Consider the following 21,169-nt stretch of genomic DNA (forward strand, 5'->3'; position numbering starts at 1 on the left):
TTTTATTTCAGGGAAGTCCGGAAGGCTAATGCTGGTCACTGGATGCCGGTTGATGGCTTTTAAGAATTTTAAACCAAAAAATCCGGCAACCAGTCACCAGCGCTGCAGTATTTTTCCTAATATGTACTTTTTACACAAAACCACTTAACAATTACATAACAACATCTAAAAATCCGACTTGGACGTAATAAAATAAAAACCTTCAAACCCAATGTGGCAGCGGGTTACAGAAATGCTGAATTGATTTCAGCATAATAAAACACAATAAAAGTTGTAGAAAATAAGATGAAAAGCGTTTCTATATTTGTAATAGAAAGAACGCCGGAATAAAAATCACATGGCAGGCAATCGAGCAAATGGCGGCAATCGAAAAGGTCACTTATCTTCTGATAAGTCCGGCAAGATAACTAAAATACTATTACAGTAACATTTTACTGTTAAATTTTTTCATATGGCAAGCAATCGAAAAGGTCGCTCCGTTTCTACGGAGGGACCCTTTTTATTTTAGGGAAGTTTTGATTACCCGAATTTCTAAAAAGACCAGGGACAAGGTACCACCAACAAAGCGATCATTGTTGCAATAGGTTGCCAGAATATCATACTATTTTACTGGTAAATGCCGTATTACAAAATGAATTAAAAACGCCGCGTTTTAGAACGCGGCGTTACTTTTATAAACCCCGAAGGTTTGACTATTGACTATTCACCATTCACTTCAAGCTACCATTTCCGAAAAAATAAGCAGTCTTTCCTCCGGAACCGTAATCCTGTCGGGCGTTTCGTTGCCCGGGTACACAAAACTCACTTCATATTTATTGGAGTTCTCTTCATAGGCACATACAACCGCATGTCCCGCTGGTTTGAATTCTGTGTCTAAAACAATTACTGTTTGTCCTGTAGAAAATTTCATATTGACGGTATTTGTTCGTTTCAAATTTATTGATAAGATGAAACCCATGCAACAAATATTGCGCACAGTTTAGTCACGAAAATGTTAATATGTTTTACCCTCACTACCCTATTTGTAGTAGTTTTTCAATTGTATCAACCCCTAAATAAATAGTCAGTCCGAACCCAGGAAAGTAAACTATCATAAACAGGACACTTTCCCGCAGTCGGACTGACTTACATATACAGCTGGAACGGTCCTGCTTAAAATGCGGTATCCGTTGCCAGTTTCCTGTATTTTTGCAGGTCCTTTTCTACCTGCTTTATTTTTTCTTCGGCCAATTTATAGGCATCTGCTCCCAGAAATAACATTACGGGAGGTTCCGCATCCAGCGCAGCATTGATCATCACTTCAGCGGCTTTCAACGGATCGCCAGGCTGGTTGCCATTGATACTTTGCTGATGCAATTCTTCCACTTCCCTTACATTTTTGTATTCCTCCATTTGTCTCGCAGGAACATTCAGCGAAGACGATTCAAGGAAGTTGGTACGGAAATACCCCGGCAAAACCACCGTAGCATGTATCCCGAAAGGTTTTATTTCTGCCGCCAGGGATTCTGTAAAGCCTTGTACAGCAAACTTCGTGGCGCAATAGATCCCAAAGCCCGGGAAGGCTCCGGTGAAACCACCGATGGAAGAAATGTTGAAAATGTGGCCGGAAGATTGCCTCCGCATCACCGGTAATACTTTGCGGATCACGTTGAGTGAGCCAAACACATTCACATCAAAATTCTGCCTTGATTCCGCGTCTGTCAGTTCCTCCAGCGCCCCTGTAAGTCCGTAGCCGGCATTGTTTACCGCCACATCAATCGTTCCGAAATGTTCAACAGTTTCCTTGATGGCTTTTTCCAAACTTGTTTCATCAGTAAGCACTACCTGGAGTGGAAGAAAATTTTCATTCCTGGAACCGATTATGTCTTCCAGGCTTTTTACATCGCGGGAAGTAGCGGCCACCTGGTAGCCATCAGCCAGTAATTTTTTTACTAAAGTAAGCCCTAAACCTTTGGAGGCGCCGGTTACAAACCATGTCTTATTTTTCATTGTTATTGTTTTTTATGAATTAAAATCTGTTGATAAAGTGAGCATCTTCCAGTTCTCGAGGTCGGTTTTGATCAGTTCAAGTTTTTGGGAAGCCCGCTGGTAGGCGTCGCTGCCCAGAAAAAGCCGCACAGGTGGCACCGCAGTTTCTGCCAGTTGAATGAAAGCCGCAGCAGCTTTGGCCGGATCGCCGGCCTGAACCCCATGAAACCCCGTGTACCTGGCATGTGAAGCCCTTACATCGTTGTAAGCACCGATCGGTTGTTTTGCCAAAACGAGCGATTCGCCGGAAAGGAAACTGGTACGGAAAGCCCCTGGTTCCACTACTGTAACATGTATCCCGAATTCTTTCACATCTTCTGCCAGCACTTCAGAAAGCCCTACCACCGCAAATTTCGCCGCAGCATAGATCGCCCAACCTGTTGCTGCCGCAAAACCGGCTATGGATGAAATGTTGATGATATGCCCGGAGCGTTGTTCACGCAGGTAGGGCATCACCGCTTTGATGACGTGTAAAGTGGCAAACACATTTATATTGAAACTTTCCATGATTTCCTCCTGGCTCAATTCCTCAATAGCACCTCCGATACCATACCCGGCATTGTTGACCACCACATCGAGTTGACCGAAATGTTCAAAGGAGGATCTTACCGCAGCCCGGATGCTTTCTTCTTCAGACAGATCTGCCTGTATTGCAAAAAAACGATCCGAAACCAGGCCTGCTTCTTTTTCCAACCGGGCTTTGTTGCGTGAGGTAGCCGCCACTGAATACCCTTTATCCAATAACTCTTTTACCAATGTTAACCCAAGGCCCTTCGATGCCCCGGTAACAAACCATACTTTCTTTTTCATAATCCTTGTTTTAATTTGATAACACAAAGCTACAGCGGGAAAGAAGGGCGATTGTTGCGGTGGGCAAACAGATACTTGTATAATTCAAACAATGAAGTCAATAGTGAATAGTCAATAATCAAAACTTCGAAAGTTGCAATAATTTATAAGCTTGCACTCTTCATACTATATTAAAACAGCCAATGAATGATCATTGGCTGTTTTATGACGTAAACGCTGTTGATGAAAACTTTGCGATTTGGGTGACCTTCAAAGTTTTGATTATTGACTATTCACTATTGACTATTGACAACCTCATTCCCTGAAAGTTGATGGCGTCACACTCGTCTGCTTCTTGAAGAAATGATTGAAATGCGCAGGCTCCTCGAAACCAAGGCTGTAGCTGATCTCGGAGATATTCCAGTTGGTATGTTTTAATAAAGCGCAGGCTTCGCCGGTGAGCCTTTCAAAAATATGATCGGTGGTGGTTTTGCCGGTGGTAAGGCGGATAGCCCGGTTGAGGTGATTGACATGCACTGAAAGCTGCTCCGCAAAATCACGGGCTGAACGTAATGTAAAACGCTGCGACGGTGATTCTATAGGAAACTGCCGCTCCAGTAATTCTGTAAACACTGCTGTGATACGGCTATTGGCATCGGCATGCTGGTAAATATTCTCCTGTGGCTCCAGCTTCAACGCATAGTGGATCATCTCCACGATATAGTTGCGGATGAGGTCATATTTATATACATAATCCGACCCGATCTCTTCCAGCATTTTTTCAAAAATATTGCTGACGAACTTATCCTGTTTTTTGTTGAGCAAATAACTAGGCTTGTTGCCGGAGGCAAACATAGGAAGATCCTGTATACCTCCACGCATGGTTGCTGTAAAGAACGCATCTTTGAAAATGCAGAAATAACCTGTAGCATTCTCGCTGATCTTCTCAAATGTATAGGGCACTACCGGGTTGAAAAAGATAAGAGTGGTACCAGATACTTCCAGGCTTTTATCGGCGTAATGATAAATATAATGCCCCCGCAGGAGGGCTACTTTGTAAAATTCCCGTCGGGTATACTCCACCGGCCTGTCGCCACAGTCTTCTACACGAAATACATTGAAGTGGCCGATATCCTTCTTCAGGTTATCGGGCAGCCATTGAAATTTCTGAAGGTAAAAGTCTTCCAGCGTCTGAATCCTTGCCATGGGATAAAATTAGAATAAAAAAATGAATGTTGTAACTTTGAAGACCGAAGCTGGATACGGGAGCTGAGAACTAAGCGAAGCCGATTCGAAAAAACATCCAGCAATCAGCATCCAGCATTCGCATCCGGCACCTGGCACAATCTTCAACCATTAAAACACTCCACCATGGATCTACAATTAACCAATAAGACCGCATTCGTTTCGGGCTCGACTGCAGGCATCGGATTTTCAATTGCCCATAAATTACTGGCCGAAGGCGCCAGGGTGATCATCAACGGCCGTAGCAAAGACGGCGTGGATAAAGCTGTGCAGGAATTACAATCGCTGGTAAAAGGTACCCAGGTTTCGGGCATTGCCGCGGATTTTTCCAAAGCAGATGAGATCAATCAACTGCTGGCTGAACTTCCCGAAGTAGATATACTGATCAACAATGCCGGCATTTTTGAACCGAAAGCTTTTACCGATATTCCGGATGAAGACTGGTTCCGCTTTTTTGATATCAATGTCATGAGTGGCATCCGTTTGTCGAGGCATTATTTTCCCGGCATGCTGAAGAAGAACTGGGGAAGGATCATTTTCATTTCCAGCGAATCCGGTGTATTCATTCCCGAGGAAATGATACATTACGGAATGACCAAAACAGCCCAGATAGCCGTTGCCCGCGGGCTCGCCGAATTGACCAAAGGAACCGGCGTTACGGTAAACTCAATCCTGCCCGGCCCTACCAGATCCAAAGGCGTTGGCGGCTTCATCGAAGACCTTGCCACAGCCGGCAAAACTTCTGTAGAAAAAGTGGAAGAAGATTTTTTCAAAAACATGCGCCCTACTTCCCTCATCAACCGTTTTGCATCCACAGATGAAGTTGCCAACACAGTGACTTATTACTGCAGCCCGCTGGCTTCTGCCACAAACGGGGCGGCCATAAGAGTGGAAGGAGGATTGGTGAGATCAATCATATAATTACGGATTTCAAATTACGAATTACGAATGGGTGCGAAGAACGAGGCGAAAGAAGATCGCAGATTTCAAAAGGATAAAATGATTTCACAGATTGTTTTTACTTCGTAAAAACGGAAATGCAGTTTGTAAGATTTTGTAATGATCTTATAAACTGCATTTTCATTTTGCGGCAGCAAAATAATCTGTGTAATCCCCTTCATCTTTTTGAAATCTGCGTTCTTCTTTCGCTTCATTCTTCGCCAGATCCGTAATTCATGTGCCCCTTTTAAAAGAAAAATCCGGTACGCAGTGTGAAAACATTTACTTCTGTAGACATTGCGTAGGAAACATCGATTGATAATTTATTGTAAGGCATAAAATACAATCCGCCGCCGTAGCCTGTATGTATCTTATCGGAGTCATCTTCCTTAACCCACACCCTGCCGTCATCAAAAAATCCATACATGCCTACAAGCCCGCGGAAAACATATCCTTTTAATGTGAGCAATTGTAACCTTAATTCTGTATTCTGATAGAAACTACTTTTGCCATTAAACCTTGTACGCCAGTATCCACGGAGGTTTTCGGTGCCACCAATTGTATTGGCCTGGTAAAATTCGTAATCACCAACGTTGACGGCTCCTCCGGTACGATGGGCCAACGTCAGTCCTTTTGCAACCGGAAGATAAACTTTCGCATACGCATCAAATTTTGCAAAGCTTCTGCCTGTCTCCTGTGTATTGACCAGGTATGCGGCGCCCAGGTGATAACCTGTTCCAAGATCAGGGTTCTTTTTTCGGTTTACATTTTCATTGGTATACCCTGCATTTGCACCGGCAAAATATTTACTTTCAAAAACGGTAGGATCGATCACACCTGGTTGCGAAATGAATTTACCCGCAGTTGATTGTACTTTCACTCCCTGGAACAACAAACCTCCGTGGATCGTGTGGCTTTTCCAGGTGCGGCTGACACCCGGGTTAATCAAAAATCCTGATGAACGAACCCTGAAATAATCGATATCCGCATCATTGAGCCTGGTATCATTTCCATTACCATAATAATTAAGCACAAACCTTGCTGCTTTTGCATGCGCATTTAATACAAGGTCCCATTTGCCGATGGCTTCGCGGAATATTGCTTTGTAATACACGCCGATCGCACCGGTGGCGGTGGCGTAACTGGCGCCAATCGTTTGCTCCCAACCATAAGGATATTTATGCCACTGCATACGGCGATAAGTAAATGCAACGCCGACGGTAACTCCATCATCCGGAGTAAAGGCGGGAAGCAGGGAAGGTTTGTACCAATCGTATTTAAATGCCTTGCGGTCGTAAAAGGTGTAAGTGGTATCCGCGTTTTGTTTTACACTGAAGCTGCGATCTACATCTGTAGAATCGGCAACAGTATCATATATCCTCGTTTTGTGGCCAGTTCCTTTTGATGAAGTGAGGTTTAAATAAGTATCATTTCCTTCGCCGCCTATATTACGGATAAATATTTTATTCTTTGCCTGCCCCTTGTAAACAAATACATCCTCATCTCCCATCGGGTATATATTTATTTCCCTGGTGAGATCGCGGTCAAACAAGCGATGAAAGATAGTATCAACGGCCACATCCTGTTTATTCAGCTTTTGTATAGTGATGGTGGTAGTACGGTTGCCTGTTTTATCGATGGTCACCAATTCGCGTTTATCCGTCCCCGTGAGAAACACTCTTTTATTGATAATGCGGTAATATTTCATACCGTAAAACATCATGTTATCGCGGCGTTGCTTCAGTCTTTTTTCCAGCCAGGCTCCCGACATATTATAAATTTCGGAAGGCATTTTAAGGATCGCTTCGTGTATGGCATCGTCTGTAAGCGCCTGCTGTACTGACTTTATCGTAGCTTCCCAATCTTCTTTCGTAAGTTCGTTCAGAAATTGTTTATCCAGGGTCACTGCTGCCAGGTTCACCCCAATTACATCATGGATGTTGGCATTTATATTTCGTACGCTGCGCAATACCCATGGTAAAGACAGCAGGAAGATATTGACACCGTCTGTTTTTGAGAATGCCTGATCACGATCGCGGGCAAAAGGATAATAAGTGGTACGGCCGTCTTTTTTGTAAGCCGTCCACACCCATTGATCCGGGTGCCTGTCCCAATCGTTCACCAGCATATCCAGCAAACGTATCCGCAGAAATGCATGCTGATCCACCTGTTTGTCGTTGTCCTCCCGGAGATTTTCCAGCAATTTTTCGGAGTTGTGAACCTTATCCGCATAGTTGGTAAAAGCAGTATTTTCCCAACCATCTCCGGAAGGGCGCTCTTCAAAAAGACAGAGTTTGTTGGCGAATATTTTTTGAAACTCCCCGAATGACGGATCATCAGGCACGAACACTATCACGGGGTTTGTATGAAGGCTACCGATAGCCCCCGCCAGGCTGGCTATGGACAATGGGCCGTATGGATGCGCAGTAGATATCTGGTCGTTTACGATATCATTTACGATAGAGCCTTTGAATTCCTCGGGGATCAGCAGTTCCAGGTTCTTATCAATTGTACGAAGTATATATTCCTTCCCGGTTTTATCATGCAACCGCAACGATTTTGTCTGATGGCCACCACCCAGTTTTTCAGGTGTAAGTCCACCCAGTACGGTATCTATTCGAAAAACCGGGAAAGTGACCGGCTGCAGCCATTCCTTTCTCCAATGCTTTCCCCACCAGAACTGGTGCCAGCCGGAAGCCTTGAATTGAGGCCCCGCAGCGGCTGTATGCGTGGCTTTTGATGTATCAACAGGTTGCTGAGCATGCAATTTTGTTGATAATAAAAGCAGGATGCAACAGCAAGCAACAGTCGGTAATTGGTAACGCATACGATTCATATTATAGTCCTCTACAATATAAAATATTTCCCCGAAACTTGAAAGTCATCAATAAAATCCCTGCAAAATGGCGCATCCGTATAACAAAGCTGCTGCCACGCTGTTTCCTGCAACTAAATTTCGTGTACCCTGTAACGTTAGTTTCCTGAAAGCTTTTTGTCAATTTATTAATTCTTCAATTCAAAACGCCCCGAGGTTGAAAGAAAACCTCCGGGGTTTTCCATGAACATCGCATAGATATTTATCCAACCAGCCCCGGGAACGTATTCCCGGGGCTGGTTGGATAAAATTTCCGGTTCACTTATTTTCCGAAAGAGGCAGAATGCAGCATCGTATAAAGATCTTTAGATCCCCCGCCAAAACGCTGTCCGTTGAGGAAATAACAAGGTGTGTAGTTCACTCCTATCTTCCTTCCTTCTTCGTAAGAATCTTCTACCAGGGAGATTAATTTTTCATCCCTGATATCACGTTTGAATTGCTCTACATCCAGCCCGATCTTTTGTGCAAAATTCACCAGCCCCGTACTGTTGAGCTTGCTTTGATTTTCATACATGATATTATGCATTTCCCAGAACCGCCCCTGCAATGCTGCAGCTTCCGCCGCTATAGCTGCGGGTTTTGCAAAAATGTGCGTATCGGTAAGCGGAAAGTGCCGGAACACATATTGAAGCCGCGGGCCGAATTCTTCCTGCAATTTTTTTATCACCAGGTATGCATCACCGCAATGAGGGCATTGGTAATCTCCATATTCCAGCAAAATGATGTCTGCCGAGGCATTTCCGGTTGTATGATCTGTACTTGTTAGTTTTAAAGCTGAAGGCATAGTCTGATTATTTCTGCCAACAAAATTATTCATTATACACATAACAGATGGAAATTTTCCTTTTTCCATAAACCTGCAGGATTGCCGTAAATGGTATGCCCTTTGAAGTACCATTGATTCATTCTTAAAAAATCATTTTATGGGTATCACATTAGAGCAGGCAGAAAAAATCTCAACAGCAGCAAAATCAAAAGCCAGAGAAATCGGTGTCCCGATGAATATTGCAGTAGTTGATCAGGGAGCAAACCTTGTAGCTTTTCATCGTATGGATAATGCATGGCTCGGATCGGGTTGATATTGCCATCATGAAAGCAAAAACATCGCGTTATTTCGATATGAATTCAGGTGAGATCGGAAAATTATCGCAACCCGGCGGGCCGTTATACCAGATTGAGCACTCGAATGGCGGATTGATATCTTTTCCTGGAGGAGTGGTGCTGAAAAATAAAGAAGGGGAAATTTTAGGGGCCATCGGTGTTTCAGGCGGGTCTGTTGAACAGGATCATGAGGTAGCAACAGCGGGTGCTGAAGCGTTGTAAAACTTTATCAGGCGACCTGCAGGGGCACGAAGTTCTACCAGCGAAAACAATTTATTTTTCCTGGTACAGCTTCGTGCCATCTTGATTTTATCCTAAACTAAATCTTATATTTACTATCATCAAAAAACTAAACCCATGGCAAAAAAATCTGGTGGTGCCAAAAAGACACCGGCAAAAAAAACGACTATGATCAAGATCGCTGAGAAAGTTGGCGAACTGGCTGGAAAGATCGTTAATCAGAAAGACCATATCGTAGAACTGGCAGGCGATGCTATCCAGTCTGTAAAAGAAACTGTTCAAGACATTACGACGAAAAAAGTCCCTGCAAAAAAAGCGGCCGTCAAAGCTGTTAAAAAAGCTGCAAAGCCTTTAGCGAAGGCTGCTCCGGCAAAAAAAGTAGCGGCAGCTAAAAAGACGGTAAAGAAAGTTGTAAAAAAAGCCGCCAGGAAAGTCATCAAATCTGCTCCTGTAAAAAAAGCGGCAGGAGTTAAAAAAGAAGTAAAAAAAGTGGTGAAGAAAGCTGCAAAAAAAGTTGCCCCACGTAAAAAATAAATATGCTTCAAAACCGCGTTACTCCTCTGGGTGATATCATCCGAACCAACGCAAGGGGCGCCTGGATGGGTAACCGCGGTTTGATACACAACAAACAGCAGGAGATCAACCGCAGTTTCCGGCTCAAGGCCTGGATCATTTGCCTTTTGAAATTCAAAGACCGGCATCGCCCGGTAATGGCGCCCGGGCAATACACCGAATTATTTTTCCTGGATGAAGCCACTGCCTTTGCTGCAGGCCATCGGCCCTGCGCAGAATGCCGCCGCGAGGATTTTATAAAGTTCAAATCGTTTTGGGTGAAGGCCAATGCCGGGTATTCATTTGATATGAAAACGCCCGTCGGTAAAATTGATGAGATCATTCACCAGGAACGCATCAGTGAAGATGGCTCAAAAAAGACTTCCAAAATAGCTGCCGGCGATATCCCGGATGGTACATTCATTTTACAGGACAACAATCCTTATTTAGTCTGGAATAAAAAAATGTACCGTTGGTCTCCCGAAGGATATGGAAAAGCGATACCTCTTCCTGCCACAAAAGAAATTACGGCGCTGACGCCGGGATCCATCATAAAAGCATTCAGGGAAGGTTACCTTCCACAAATTGCTTTGTAATTTTTTGCCGGGAAGACGGGAAGGGTTCGCAGAGAGAAAGTTATATTTTCTCGGCGAAAAACTCTTTTAACTCTTGTTCTCCGCGGTAAAATAAAATCCCCGTAATGAAAATCCCGGAGCCGCGGAAGTTTTGCAGAGAAGATCATCAAAATAGAAAGCTGTGCAAAACATTACACCGGCCGGTGAATGATACTGAAGGCGATCATCCCCACCACGATCGTGATGATAAAACTCATCATCGTGCCGATCAATACATATTCCGTCAGCTTTTTATCGCGGGCTTCTTTGAGATCGCCAAACCTGAAAATCGATTTCGCGGCCAGTAAAAAACCTACTCCTTCCCATTTTCCCGAGCCGATAAAAATAAGTATCAGTATACGCTCCATCATGCCGATCCATTTGCCAGCATCCTCCAGGGATTCGTCTACGCCTGCATTTCCGAGCAAACGGTTCTGATCGTTATTAGTGTTGGGGCTCCATTTTGAAATGAATACGCGGATGATATACGAAGTCGGGTTCAGCACGAATAATATTGCCGCAGACATCACCCAGAATTTTTCATTTTTAAAGAATTCTACGCCGGGAGAAAATTTGCTGACAAATGCCCAGGTGATCACAATGCTGAGCAAATGAAGCAACTGATCGATGAAGAACCATTTGCGTTTATTCTCTTTTTTCTGAAATTGCAGTTTCAGGCTGTCTATCCCAAAATGTACCCCTCCTATCAGCAAGGCTATTTTCCAGAAAGTGAAACCGCCGGTAAGCAGCAGTATCAATGCGATGTGGATAGCAGTGTGCAGATAGAGATACACCGACCTCAGTTTTTTAACTTCCTTATCCTGCACCCACATTTTGGGTTGCAGAAAAAAATCGCCGATCATGTGCGCCAGCAAAAGTTGTATCAGGAGTAAGACCATACTTTTTGAGTTTAGAGATTCGCGATTAGGGTTTAGGATTATGACGAACTAAATCCTAACCCCTAATCTATTCGTTATTTGCTGGCGGTAAAAATTTTCCAGTTCCATCACTTCTTCAAAATGGGCACGCTTCTGCCGCTCGCTGACAGAAGATTGCCCGATAGCTATTTTTTCGCCGAGTTCTTTTTGCGAAAGCTCTTTATGCTGCAGGGATAAAGCGATCAGTTCGGCCGAAGACTGGCTCCATTTATCCATAGCGATGGATGCCAGGCTGATCATGAGGTTAAACTGCTGATCAAAATCCGGCCAGGGCGTTTTAACCGCCAGGTTCTGTTTTTGTTTCTTAAGGTTTTCAAATTTTTCTCCCGAATGGATGAAGGCTTCCCCGTTCGATTCGGAGATCCTGGCAGCATCATGGCTCTTTTCGCCGATCCCGATCGCCATACGAACATCCAGGCTCCTGACCGACCTGATGGATGCTTTTATCAGGATAGCGGCCCAGAAAGTATCTTCCGGTTTTTCAACTTCCAGCTGGAAACTATCGCCCCGAAAGATCTCCCATGTTTTGGGCGTTTTCCCAAACTGGTTGAACACCTTTTTGATGGGCACCAGCCATTCCTGCTGGTTATCGGCCTCCCTCGAATTGATGATATCTCCTGTAATAACTCCTATCATACTACTAATATCGGCTATTTTATCGATATTTCAAAATATCGGCCAATAAACCGATATAGCAGGACAAATAATATCGGCAAAGGAGCCAATATGAGGAAATATCGTGTATTTAGCCGATATTTAAACCATGAAATTAAAAAGAACAGCCAGCTTAATAGCAATATTCATATTCGCTTCCGGTGTGCTGAGGGCGCAGCCAAACACATCGGATTCCATCAAAAGATCAAGCCCCGTAGTGGCCGATGGTGCAATGCTTCAATTGATCTCGGATGATTTCAGTTTTACGGAAGGCCCGGCTGCGGATAAAAACGGGAATATTTATTTCACCGATCAGCCGAATAACAGGATATGGAAATATTCCACTTCCGGAAAGCTAAGCGTGTTTCTCGACAGTGCCGGTCGATCCAACGGGATGTATTTTGACCGCCATGGCAACCTGGTCACCTGTGCGGATGAGCACAATCAGTTGTGGAGTATTTCGCCGAAAAAGGAAGTGACGATCTTGTTGAAAGACCTGGATGGCCTTCATTTCAACGGCCCGAATGATCTCTGGATCGATGGAAAAAATAATATTTATTTTACCGACCCTTATTACCAGCGCGATTACTGGACACGGAAAGCCCCCGAAATGGCGGCGCAGCATGTATATTATTTTCAACAGGGGAAACCGCCGGTAGTAGCGGCTGACAGCATGATCAGGCCAAACGGGATCATTGGTACAGCAGATGGAAAATATCTGTACGTAGCAGATATCGGGGCAGGAAAAACATACCGGTTCAATATCGGTACCGATGGCAAACTTACCAACAAAACCCTTTTTGCCGACAAAGGATCTGATGGGATGACGATTGATAATAAGGGCAACATTTATCTTACAGGTAAAGGAGTGAGCGTTTTTGACCCGCAGGGAAAACAGATCGACCAGATTGATGTACCTGCCAACTGGACCGCCAATGTTACATTTGGCGGCAGGAAAAGGGATATGCTTTTTATTACTGCTTCGAAAGCAGTATATATGTTGAAGATGAAAGTAAAAGCAGGTAAATAAGAAATAAATAATAAGGAAGATAAAATAAGGAAGTAGCATCCCGTATAATTTCACCGGGGTGAAAACCAATAAGGCTTCCATACAAATGCCCCCCACTTTCTTATTTCTTATTATTTATTTCGTATTTCTTATTTCTTATTTTTCCCATCCATTTTCGCGATCACTTTGCGCACATCTTCTTCGGTAGAGCGCAGTTTATCCTGACAAAAAGCGATCAGCTCGGCCGCACGTTTCACCTTCTCCGAAAGTTCATCTATTCCTATGCTCTCGTCTTCCATTGCTTCAGCGATAGCCGAAAGTTCTGCCATCGCGTTGGCGTAATTCAGTGTTTCACTCATGATTATTATGTATTGATGTTACAATTGATCCTATGGTTGCATCGGCGAGTACGGTGGTAACTGTATCGCCTGATTTGATGTCATCGCTTTTTGTTACCAGTTGGCCATCCTTGTAAAGCAATGCGTATCCACGTTTCAGTACCGATGAAGGACTGAGGTGTTTTACCAGTTGAGCATAATGTTCAATGCGGTGGCCGGCTTCGCTGAATTGACGGGCAGCCGCATTTTTGATAACTGCCACCTGGTTGGTTATATTTTGTTGCTGGTCGTAAACAGTACGCAAAGAATATTCGCGGATGACAGCACTTACCGAACCCAGCATTGTATCCTGTTGCTGTATGATCTCAACAGATGCCGCGTGTACAGCGGCTTTTGCGTGGCTCAGAAAAAGCTGGCTGGTTGCTACCAGGCTATTGGCTGCGGTCACGACCTGTTTCTGCAGTTCCAGCAATTGTTCTTCAAAAGCACGATTGTGTGCGATGATCGACTCCGCGGCTTTGGTGGGAGTTTTGGTAGCGCTATGCGCCATCATATCGGCGATGCTTTCATTGCGGGTATGCCCTATCCCGGTAAACACGGGTATGGGAAAACGTGCGATGGCTTTACCCACTTCATATGAATCGAAAATGAGAAAATCCGTTTGCGATCCGCCGCCACGTACTATCACTACTGCATCGTAGGGTTTATTGCTGATGAATATCTCCACCAGTCTGCGAACTATACCTGTTTCCATTCCTGCACCCTGTACCTGCGCCGGGTACTCATCTAACGTGAACGCATAGCCGTAATGATTGTTGCCAAGCTCGTGTTTGAAATCACGGTATCCATCCGAATCAGGAGAACCGATGAGTGCGATATTTTGCAAGACAGGATTCAGCGAAAGACTTTTGTTGTAAGTATCATACCCGGTACCGTTAACACTTACATGCCCGGGGTTCAGTTCTACAAGCTGCTGCAACACAAGCTGTTTCTGCTTTTCAAGGTTACCGATGGTAAATGCAGGATCTACATCATGTATGTTCAGCTTCAGTCCATAAGTGATGTGGTACTCCACCGATACCTGCAGCAACACATTGATATTATTGTCGAATTGCTGGCCTGTCAGTTTTTCAAAATTCCTGATCCTTGCTACAGCTGTGCTCCACGCATTGGCTTTGACGCTGGTAAGCACGGCATGCGTAAACGGATCTTTCTCTACCAGGTCGAAAAAATAATAATTCTTCTGCGGATAAAATTTCAGGTTGGATATCTCGGAAATGACCCAATAGGTTTTGGTGGCAAAATTCGCGGTGATCACCCTCGCGATTGTTCCTGTAAGTTCCGAAAGCCTGATATAATTGATGGGTGCCAACGCTCTAATCTTTGAAAATTGAAATTAAGGTATTTGCAATTTCTTCCAGCAAAGCTTTCCCGGGCAAAGAATTTCTCTGCAGGTTTTCATGATCTGTCACTGCCCGGAAATTGCGTTCCTCATCCGGTTCAAATGAAACCACCGTATCAAAAACGTCCACCATGATCTTATAAGAATAACCCGTGCTGATCAGTTCGGCGGCAAAATTGTGCTCTTTTCCATTGTAGGTTAACGGTATTTCAAAACGTTCACTCATGCCGTGCAAGTTAGGGGTTATGGATGGGTTTCGTGTTGCAGGTGACCGGTTGATTGATCGTTTGCGAAGTTTCCTTGGTGTTTCTTCACTTTATGGATAACTATATGAGGGTGGAATTTTTTCTCTACCGCAGAGAAAAGAGGACGCAGAGCCTTCGCAGAGAAATATTATTTTTCCTTCCTCTGCGAAAACTCTTTTAGTTCATGTTCTTTGCGGCAAGGAACATTTCCTTCATCGTAAAGTCCCGAATACTAGCATTTTCGCGAATAAAGTTTCGCACATGATCAACCAACCCACCACTCGCCACCCGTACCCCTACCCCAACGGTATCTTCACCGTCACCTCACATCCTTTTCCGGGGCTGCTGACGATGTCCAATCCTCCTGAAAACAATTCGGCCCGGCGTTTAATGTTGGCAAGGCCGATACCTTTTGGTACCAGTTTGGTATCGAAGCCAACGCCATTGTCGGTTACGCTCATCACCACACACTCCTTGTGGAGGTAAATATCCACCTCTACTTCTGTTGCTTTCGAATGTTTTAAAATATTGCGTAGCTGCTCCTGCAGTATGCGGTAAAGGTTCAATTGGATCTCCTTATCAAGCTCCCGTTCGCGGATAGATTTGTCGAAAGAAAGGCTGATGCGGTATTTGTTTTCCATGCCTGCGTTTTTCAGCAGCAGCTTAAACGATTCCTCCAGCGATGTATTATTAAAGAAAGCCGGTGCCAGCCGGTGTGATAAATTGCGGATCTCCTCCAGGGCCAATGTGATATAATTTCTTGTCTGATTGTAAAGTTCCATCGATTCCGGCGTAAGCGAATCTTTCATCATCGACAGCCCCATCTGGCAGGTAGCCAATATCTGGCATACATTGTCGTGCAACTCACCGCCTATTTCATACCGTTCATCTTCCTGCGTTTTGATGATGGCCCTGGTGATGCTGTTTTCAAAACGTAGTTTTTCTGTAGCATCAATCGCTATCAGCGAACGGTATTCTTTATCATTCAGCTTGATGGGGCTGCCATAGAGTTCTACATCGAGTTGATCGCCCGATTTGGTCTTATGCCTGAAAACGCCGTTGTACTTGCCATTCTGCCTCACGGCTTCTTCAAACCGGTCGTTCAGCCGGATCAGTTCTTCCGAAGCACGGATATCATTGATGGACATGCTGAGGAATTCTTTTTCTGTATAGCCATATTTTTCAATGGCCGCGTTGTTTACGTGAATAACGTGGAGTGTTTCGGGATCAATGATAAACTTAGGCTGCGGGCTCATCTGGAAAAGATTGCTGTAACGCCTTTCTGAGTCTTCTAATTGCTGATGGATGCGTTTTCGCTCGATCGCGTAGACGATGCTTTTGTATAAGAGCCCGGGAGTGATATCATCCTTCAACAGGTAATCAGACACGCCGAGCCCCAGGGAACGGATGCTGAAGCTGATATCGCCATAACCCGTCAATACAATGATGGGGCTGCCTCCGCAACGTTCTAGCAGTTCAATGATAAGGCCTTCGCCATCCTTATCGTGCAGGCTGAGATCAAGCAGGATAACGTCAAATTCCTTATCAGCTTCGTATAACATGGACAAAGTTTCCGCATAATTTTTCGTATGCGAAATATTCATCGACGAAAATTGCTCCTCAAGGTAATCGGCTATCAACGCGAAGTCTCCGGGATTGTCCTCTACAACCAAAAAACGATATTGTTTATTTTCAAGCGTCATGCTAAATTCTTTTTGGTAACGAAACAATATTGATCCAGAAATCTTCTATCTGCGTCACCGCTTTCATAAAATCAGATACATGCACGGGTTTGGTGATATAACAATTCGCGAAATTTTTATACGAATCCATGATATCTTTTTCCGAAGAAGAAGTGGTGAGCATGATCACCGGAATATGTTTCAAAGCATCGGTGCTTTTGATATTCTGCAATACTTCGTGGCCGTTGTGTTTTGGCAGGTTTACGTCAAGCAGTATCAGGTCGGGATCGCGGGCGTTGGCGTGGGCGCCGGTTTTGTGGAGATATTGCATGGCCTGTTCCCCATCTGTCACTACGCTGATGCTGTTGTTGATGCGGCCGTCTTCCAGCGCTTCGGTGGTAAGCAGTATATCCCCCTCATTATCTTCTACGAGTAAAATGTGAATTTGTGTCATATTATACTATTATGATGATTGATGGATGGCTCCCCGGTATCGTTCAGTATATTTTTTATTATAGTAAAATGAAAAGCGCTTCCTTTCCCCTCTTCCGATTCTACCCAGATGCCGCCGCCCAGGTTCTCGATGATCTTTTTTGTAATGGCAAGCCCCATGCCCGTTCCCGAAAAACGTTCCCTGTTGTGCAACCGTTGAAAGATCACGAATACCTTTTCGTGGTACTTGGGATCGATGCCGATACCATTGTCCTGAATGATAAATTCCCAATGCGTTGCTTTTTCTTTCGCCGTTATATTGATAGCTGGTTGCCTGCCTTCCGGGTGATATTTCAGGCTGTTGCCGAGCAGGTTCTGAAATATCTGCCGTAGCGGGGCTTTCGCCCTGTGCAGGACGGGCATCTCACCGATGTTGATGACGACTTTCTTTTCCGCTATTTCAGCGGCATAAAGCTGCAATAATTCATCCAGCAGTTCTTGTATGGATACATCCTGCTCTTTTTCTTCCGATCTGCCGGCTTTTGAAAACTCCAGCAGGTCGAGTATGATCTGGCGCATACGTTTGGCGCCATCCACGGCAAAATGTATGTACTGGCGGCCTTTTTCATCCAGTGTATCGTTGTATTTCTTTTCCAGTTGCGTCAAAAAACTCGTCACCATGCGCAGTGGCTCCTGCAGATCATGTGATGCCACATAGGCAAATTGTTCCAGTTCTCTATTGGAAATGGCCAGTTCACGGGCCCTCGTGCTCAATTCCGCATTCAACCTGCTCAATTCCGACTCCGACTGCTTGAGCGCCAGTTCCGCGTCTTTGCGTTTGCTGAAATCCTGCATGGCACCTATCATACGAACTGTTTTGCCTTCCGCGTTCCTGATGATAAAACCCTTATCGATCACATAAGCAAAATTTCCATCGGCTTTGAGATAACGGTATTCCTGCTCCCAGAACAAACCGTCGCCCTCTATGGCATTGTACATACTTTTGGTTACCCTCTCAAGATCGTCTTCGTGGATATGGCCCGACCACGAAGTGATGTCGGGCCGGAGCTGGCCGGGTTTGTAGCCGAAATTACTTTCAAACCCATCACCCCAGTAAAGTGTGCCTTTCAGCACGTCCCAGTCCCAGATGGCATCCGAAGTGGCTTTGGTTACATACTGGTAGCGCTGGTAACTTTCCTCCAGTTCTTTTTCTTTTCGCTTTTTTTCCGATACATCGCGGATATAAACAGATAATCCATCGGGCGATGGGTATACATGGTTTTCCTGCCACAGGTCGAGCTCTGCAAAATAATCTTCGTTCCACAGGTACTGTTGTTCCTTCATCGCCCGGTGAAAAATATCGTAAGTGGCAGAGCCTACCGCACCAGGAAATTCTTCCCAAACGTTTTTACCTATCAGCGATTCGGGTGTGCGGTTCACCATTTCCGCCAGTTGCTTGTTTACATAAGTATAATTCCAGTTCTTATCCAGGGCAAGAAAAGCATCGGTAATGCGGAGGAATGTTTCTTCCAGTTTTTCTTTCGATTGGGTAAGGGCGGTACCGGTATCTTCTACTTTTTGCGCCAGCCGCTCATTCATTTCCTCCAACTTAGCTGCGGCCTCCTTACGTTCCGCAAATTCCCCCCGTATCTTTTGTATAAAAAAACCGATGAGCATAAGTATGCAGGCGATCACCGAAAGCAGGATAATATTGAGCCCGTTGTGTTTTTCTTCGTTCAACTTCCGGCGCTTTTCCAGCAGTATACGTTCATTCTTCTGCACTTCGTAAATGATGGCTTTGATAGTATCGGTATACGACTTGCCTCTTCCCGTTTCGGTCAATGCAACGGCTGCCTGCTGATTATCCTGCTCCTTTAACGCTACTATTTCTGCAGAAAATGCCAGGCGTTGATTGATGTATGATTTAAGGGAATCAAGGTGGCGTTGTTGCGGGGGATTGTCTTTTGTGAGTTTGTGCAACTCATCCAATGTCTGGTAGAGTTCCGTTCTCGACCGGGAGCTCACTTCCTGGTAATTCTTCTGCCCGGTGATCACGTATCCCCGGGAAGCACTTTCATTATTGGTAAGTTCTGCCAGTAATTTTTCTGTATTGAGTAATACGTCCTGCGTATGGTTTACAAGTTCTGCGGAAGAATTGATCTGACGGGATTGGAATATAGAAATGACAATAACGATGATGATCGTTACTAACAGCAAGATAATCGCTATTGAAAGTTTCTTGTCCCCTGATAAAGTTTGTTTCAATAAACTAAGGATTTTGAATGAATATTCGCATCCTGAACACGGCTCTATGCTAAAATTAAGTAAATACTGTGAAAATAAAAATTACGAATTAAAAATTTTTAAATTAAGAATTACGGCTTATGCGGAGAATATAGCGAGAGATTTAATCGCAGATTTTAAGGGAGATGAAGGGGATTGCACAGATTATTTTTCACTGCGTGAAAATCAAAAATGCAGTTTATATAACTTCAACTTCATTTTATTAGTCATGGTTTTTATAAACTGCATTTCGGTTTTCTGCGGTTTCTCAACCGCGGAGAATAAGAGACGCGGAGGTTTCGCAGAGAGTTATAAAAAAGATATGTTTGCCGGATGAAGTTTTATCTTTAGGATTAATATTTATCAGATGAATTCTACCAGCACACAACTTGATGAGTTGTTCAATAAAATACCAAGGCGGCATACGGCGGAAAATGTGAAGGAAATTTACAGCATCCTGGATGAGTATGAGGAGCTGTTGCAATCGATCGAAGCGGAGAATGATTTTTACGAAAAGAATATCGCGGAGTTTTTTGATGCATTGGATCCGATAAGGGCTACCGTCAAAAGATCTTCGGATAATAAAAACTCCAAGAAGACAAAGGACGACCTGTTCGATCAGGCTTCAGGAGACCTCAAAGACACGGTTCAGGCCTTGATAGAATTTTATGAGGATGGCAAAAGGACGGAATAAAAATTTGCCGGGAAGACGGGAAGAAAGCAAAAGCCCCCAAAATATTTGGAGGCTCATATAATTTTCTTCCCGTCTTCCCGGCAAAAATCATTTTAGTTTCTTCTGCAGGTCCTGGTTCATTTTTACATATGCATCATTCTTTGCGGCAGCAGCAAGTTCCAGCGATTTTTGTGAGCTGGCCAATGCACCGGCTTTGTCGCCCATTTCCTGCTGGATCTTTGCTTTGTACAGAAATATCCAGAAAGCTTTTCCATTTTCTTCGGTTGCTTTTGTAGCATATTCCAATGCTTTCGGCAGGTTCTTTTCGTACTCGTTGTAATACTGTGCGGCTTCCCAGTACGGTTTTTTCTCCGACTGCAATCCTGCTTCGATCTGTGCTTTTACTTTGGACCTGAAGCTGGCCGTTACCGGTATGGTAACCGATGTTTTGTCCCACATGAGCGTGATGCCACAGCTTTCAGGTTTTACATTATCAAATTGAATGGTAAAAGTTTCTACCCGGTTTTTCAATTTTGAAGGCACTACTTTAAAACGCAGCACATCGTCCGTTTCTTTATATCCTTCCAGGCCGCCGTTGTTAAATCCTTTGTTGATGATGATCTCCCAGGTGTCGATGTTGGGGATGGTGTAGATGGCATAAGAACCTGTATCGAGTTTTTTGCCTGCCAGTTCTACGGGTTCTGTCAGCGTGATTTTGGTTGCCTTGTTGGCACCGGTGCGCCACATTTTACCAAATGCTTCCAGTCCGCCAAAGATGGTACGGCCTTTCACACCAGGCCTCGAATATACGATCTCAATGGAGCCGATGCCGAAATCCTGTTTGATGGTTTGTGTAGGCGATGGCGCCGGAAATTTGACCTGGGCATTCGCGAAGGCAAATGAGGCAAGAAGGGCGAGGGATGTAAATAATTTTTTCATTTTTGTTGTTGAGAGTTTAGTTTATGAAAGAGATTAGAGGTTTAGAGGTTTAGAAGTTTAGAAGTTCGCAATTTCAAAACTTCAATTAATTATTGCAACCCACATATTTTCACCATTCACCATTCACCATTCACTATTCACTATTCACTATTCACTATTCACTATTCACTATTCACTATTCACTATTCACT

General features: G+C 44.2%; 23 protein-coding genes. 8 read left to right on the forward strand and 15 right to left on the reverse strand.

Annotated features, from left to right (window positions below):
• Positions 1-715: 715 nt before the first annotated feature.
• From EGI32_RS09405 to EGI32_RS09420, 4 genes are all read right to left on the reverse strand, one after another.
• Complete coding sequence (locus tag EGI32_RS09405) at positions 716-910, reverse strand: hypothetical protein (RefSeq protein ID WP_255155141.1); 195 nt, start codon at positions 908-910, stop codon at positions 716-718.
• Between the two features lie 242 nt (positions 911-1,152).
• Positions 1,153-1,989, reverse strand: coding sequence for an SDR family oxidoreductase (locus tag EGI32_RS09410; RefSeq protein WP_255155142.1), 837 nt, complete (start codon positions 1,987-1,989; stop codon positions 1,153-1,155).
• A gap of 12 nt (positions 1,990-2,001) precedes the next feature.
• Complete coding sequence (locus tag EGI32_RS09415; protein ID WP_255155143.1) at positions 2,002-2,838, reverse strand: oxidoreductase; 837 nt, start codon at positions 2,836-2,838, stop codon at positions 2,002-2,004.
• Between the two features lie 294 nt (positions 2,839-3,132).
• Complete coding sequence (locus EGI32_RS09420; RefSeq protein ID WP_255155144.1) at positions 3,133-4,023, reverse strand: AraC family transcriptional regulator; 891 nt, start codon at positions 4,021-4,023, stop codon at positions 3,133-3,135.
• Positions 4,024-4,188: 165 nt separating this feature from the next.
• Here EGI32_RS09420 and EGI32_RS09425 point away from each other — a divergent pair, with 165 nt between their 5' ends.
• On the forward strand, positions 4,189-4,983 hold the full coding sequence (locus EGI32_RS09425; RefSeq protein WP_255155145.1) for an SDR family NAD(P)-dependent oxidoreductase: 795 nt from the start codon (positions 4,189-4,191) through the stop codon (positions 4,981-4,983).
• A gap of 265 nt (positions 4,984-5,248) precedes the next feature.
• On the opposite strand, the gene EGI32_RS09430 is transcribed toward EGI32_RS09425, so the two are convergent.
• Both EGI32_RS09430 and EGI32_RS09435 read right to left on the reverse strand, forming a co-directional pair.
• A complete protein-coding gene (locus EGI32_RS09430; protein WP_255155146.1) occupies positions 5,249-7,828 on the reverse strand; it encodes a hypothetical protein in 2,580 nt (859 codons plus the stop codon).
• A gap of 310 nt (positions 7,829-8,138) precedes the next feature.
• Positions 8,139-8,660, reverse strand: coding sequence for a thioredoxin domain-containing protein (locus tag EGI32_RS09435; RefSeq protein WP_255155147.1), 522 nt, complete (start codon positions 8,658-8,660; stop codon positions 8,139-8,141).
• Positions 8,661-8,799: 139 nt separating this feature from the next.
• Between EGI32_RS09435 and EGI32_RS09440 the strand changes: the two genes are divergently transcribed.
• The 4 genes from EGI32_RS09440 to EGI32_RS09455 all read left to right on the forward strand — a co-directional run bounded on the left by EGI32_RS09440 (position 8,800) and on the right by EGI32_RS09455 (position 10,365).
• A complete protein-coding gene (locus tag EGI32_RS09440) occupies positions 8,800-8,955 on the forward strand; it encodes a heme-binding protein (RefSeq protein ID WP_255155148.1) in 156 nt (51 codons plus the stop codon).
• 10 nt (positions 8,956-8,965) lie between these two features.
• Positions 8,966-9,199 carry a heme-binding protein gene (locus tag EGI32_RS09445; protein WP_255155149.1) on the forward strand — a complete coding sequence of 78 codons (234 nt, stop codon included), beginning with the start codon at positions 8,966-8,968 and terminating at the stop codon, positions 9,197-9,199.
• A gap of 135 nt (positions 9,200-9,334) precedes the next feature.
• A complete protein-coding gene (locus EGI32_RS09450) occupies positions 9,335-9,751 on the forward strand; it encodes a hypothetical protein (protein WP_255155150.1) in 417 nt (138 codons plus the stop codon).
• A 2-nt stretch (positions 9,752-9,753) separates the two neighbouring features.
• Positions 9,754-10,365 carry a hypothetical protein gene (locus EGI32_RS09455; protein WP_255155151.1) on the forward strand — a complete coding sequence of 204 codons (612 nt, stop codon included), beginning with the start codon at positions 9,754-9,756 and terminating at the stop codon, positions 10,363-10,365.
• A gap of 170 nt (positions 10,366-10,535) precedes the next feature.
• Here EGI32_RS09455 and EGI32_RS09460 read toward each other — a convergent pair whose 3' ends face one another.
• Both EGI32_RS09460 and EGI32_RS09465 read right to left on the reverse strand, forming a co-directional pair.
• The gene (locus EGI32_RS09460; RefSeq protein WP_255155152.1) at positions 10,536-11,282 is read right to left on the reverse strand and encodes a DUF3307 domain-containing protein; all 747 of its coding nucleotides are present in this window, start codon (positions 11,280-11,282) and stop codon (positions 10,536-10,538) included.
• 48 nt (positions 11,283-11,330) lie between these two features.
• Positions 11,331-11,957 carry a SatD family protein gene (locus tag EGI32_RS09465; RefSeq protein WP_255155153.1) on the reverse strand — a complete coding sequence of 209 codons (627 nt, stop codon included), beginning with the start codon at positions 11,955-11,957 and terminating at the stop codon, positions 11,331-11,333.
• Positions 11,958-12,084: 127 nt separating this feature from the next.
• Between EGI32_RS09465 and EGI32_RS09470 the strand changes: the two genes are divergently transcribed.
• Entirely contained in the window at positions 12,085-13,005 is a 921-nt protein-coding gene (locus tag EGI32_RS09470) for an SMP-30/gluconolactonase/LRE family protein (RefSeq protein ID WP_255155154.1), read from the forward strand.
• A 128-nt stretch (positions 13,006-13,133) separates the two neighbouring features.
• Here the strand turns inward: EGI32_RS09470 and xseB are convergent, their stop codons facing one another.
• The 6 genes from xseB to EGI32_RS09500 form a co-directional block, all read right to left on the reverse strand.
• The gene (gene xseB / locus EGI32_RS09475; protein ID WP_255155155.1) at positions 13,134-13,343 is read right to left on the reverse strand and encodes an exodeoxyribonuclease VII small subunit; all 210 of its coding nucleotides are present in this window, start codon (positions 13,341-13,343) and stop codon (positions 13,134-13,136) included.
• Positions 13,336-14,694 (reverse strand): exodeoxyribonuclease VII large subunit, encoded by a 1,359-nt coding sequence (gene xseA, locus EGI32_RS09480; protein ID WP_255155156.1) that lies wholly within the window; start codon positions 14,692-14,694, stop codon positions 13,336-13,338. The genes xseB and xseA overlap by 8 nt, the downstream gene beginning before the upstream one ends.
• A 4-nt stretch (positions 14,695-14,698) precedes the next feature.
• Entirely contained in the window at positions 14,699-14,950 is a 252-nt protein-coding gene (locus EGI32_RS09485) for a hypothetical protein (protein WP_255155157.1), read from the reverse strand.
• 315 nt (positions 14,951-15,265) lie between these two features.
• Complete coding sequence (locus EGI32_RS09490; RefSeq protein ID WP_255155158.1) at positions 15,266-16,672, reverse strand: PAS domain S-box protein; 1,407 nt, start codon at positions 16,670-16,672, stop codon at positions 15,266-15,268.
• Between the two features lies 1 nt (position 16,673).
• A complete protein-coding gene (locus EGI32_RS09495; RefSeq protein ID WP_255155159.1) occupies positions 16,674-17,105 on the reverse strand; it encodes a response regulator in 432 nt (143 codons plus the stop codon).
• Complete coding sequence (locus EGI32_RS09500) at positions 17,102-19,300, reverse strand: CHASE3 domain-containing protein (protein WP_255155160.1); 2,199 nt, start codon at positions 19,298-19,300, stop codon at positions 17,102-17,104. The genes EGI32_RS09495 and EGI32_RS09500 overlap by 4 nt, the downstream gene beginning before the upstream one ends.
• Positions 19,301-19,361: 61 nt before the next feature.
• Here EGI32_RS09500 and EGI32_RS09505 point away from each other — a divergent pair, with 61 nt between their 5' ends.
• Together EGI32_RS09505 and EGI32_RS09510 are read left to right on the forward strand one after the other, a co-directional pair.
• Positions 19,362-19,703 (forward strand): hypothetical protein, encoded by a 342-nt coding sequence (locus EGI32_RS09505; RefSeq protein WP_255155161.1) that lies wholly within the window; start codon positions 19,362-19,364, stop codon positions 19,701-19,703.
• A 30-nt stretch (positions 19,704-19,733) separates the two neighbouring features.
• On the forward strand, positions 19,734-20,060 hold the full coding sequence (locus EGI32_RS09510; RefSeq protein WP_255155162.1) for a hypothetical protein: 327 nt from the start codon (positions 19,734-19,736) through the stop codon (positions 20,058-20,060).
• Between the two features lie 87 nt (positions 20,061-20,147).
• On the opposite strand, the gene EGI32_RS09515 is transcribed toward EGI32_RS09510, so the two are convergent.
• Positions 20,148-20,978, reverse strand: coding sequence for a DUF2911 domain-containing protein (locus EGI32_RS09515; RefSeq protein ID WP_255154474.1), 831 nt, complete (start codon positions 20,976-20,978; stop codon positions 20,148-20,150).
• Positions 20,979-21,169 lie beyond the last annotated feature (191 nt).

Origin of the sequence: Ferruginibacter sp. HRS2-29, from assembly GCF_024343615.1 — a bacterium.
Lineage (GTDB): Bacteria > Bacteroidota > Bacteroidia > Chitinophagales > Chitinophagaceae > Ferruginibacter.

Coding starts and splice junctions, on each gene's coding strand:
- EGI32_RS09470 (WP_255155154.1), top strand. CDS start 12,085: ATGAAATTAAAAAGAACAGCCAGCTTAATAGCAATATTCATATTCGCT.
- EGI32_RS09495 (WP_255155159.1), bottom strand. CDS start 17,105: ATGACACAAATTCACATTTTACTCGTAGAAGATAATGAGGGGGATATA.
- EGI32_RS09465 (WP_255155153.1), bottom strand. CDS start 11,957: ATGATAGGAGTTATTACAGGAGATATCATCAATTCGAGGGAGGCCGAT.
- EGI32_RS09405 (WP_255155141.1), bottom strand. CDS start 910: ATGAAATTTTCTACAGGACAAACAGTAATTGTTTTAGACACAGAATTC.
- EGI32_RS09455 (WP_255155151.1), top strand. CDS start 9,754: ATGCTTCAAAACCGCGTTACTCCTCTGGGTGATATCATCCGAACCAAC.
- EGI32_RS09450 (WP_255155150.1), top strand. CDS start 9,335: ATGGCAAAAAAATCTGGTGGTGCCAAAAAGACACCGGCAAAAAAAACG.
- EGI32_RS09485 (WP_255155157.1), bottom strand. CDS start 14,950: ATGAGTGAACGTTTTGAAATACCGTTAACCTACAATGGAAAAGAGCAC.
- EGI32_RS09445 (WP_255155149.1), top strand. CDS start 8,966: ATGAAAGCAAAAACATCGCGTTATTTCGATATGAATTCAGGTGAGATC.
- EGI32_RS09425 (WP_255155145.1), top strand. CDS start 4,189: ATGGATCTACAATTAACCAATAAGACCGCATTCGTTTCGGGCTCGACT.
- EGI32_RS09410 (WP_255155142.1), bottom strand. CDS start 1,989: ATGAAAAATAAGACATGGTTTGTAACCGGCGCCTCCAAAGGTTTAGGG.
- EGI32_RS09415 (WP_255155143.1), bottom strand. CDS start 2,838: ATGAAAAAGAAAGTATGGTTTGTTACCGGGGCATCGAAGGGCCTTGGG.
- EGI32_RS09420 (WP_255155144.1), bottom strand. CDS start 4,023: ATGGCAAGGATTCAGACGCTGGAAGACTTTTACCTTCAGAAATTTCAA.
- EGI32_RS09515 (WP_255154474.1), bottom strand. CDS start 20,978: ATGAAAAAATTATTTACATCCCTCGCCCTTCTTGCCTCATTTGCCTTC.
- EGI32_RS09510 (WP_255155162.1), top strand. CDS start 19,734: ATGAATTCTACCAGCACACAACTTGATGAGTTGTTCAATAAAATACCA.
- xseB (WP_255155155.1), bottom strand. CDS start 13,343: ATGAGTGAAACACTGAATTACGCCAACGCGATGGCAGAACTTTCGGCT.
- EGI32_RS09430 (WP_255155146.1), bottom strand. CDS start 7,828: ATGCGTTACCAATTACCGACTGTTGCTTGCTGTTGCATCCTGCTTTTA.
- EGI32_RS09460 (WP_255155152.1), bottom strand. CDS start 11,282: ATGGTCTTACTCCTGATACAACTTTTGCTGGCGCACATGATCGGCGAT.
- EGI32_RS09440 (WP_255155148.1), top strand. CDS start 8,800: ATGGGTATCACATTAGAGCAGGCAGAAAAAATCTCAACAGCAGCAAAA.
- EGI32_RS09490 (WP_255155158.1), bottom strand. CDS start 16,672: ATGACGCTTGAAAATAAACAATATCGTTTTTTGGTTGTAGAGGACAAT.
- EGI32_RS09435 (WP_255155147.1), bottom strand. CDS start 8,660: ATGCCTTCAGCTTTAAAACTAACAAGTACAGATCATACAACCGGAAAT.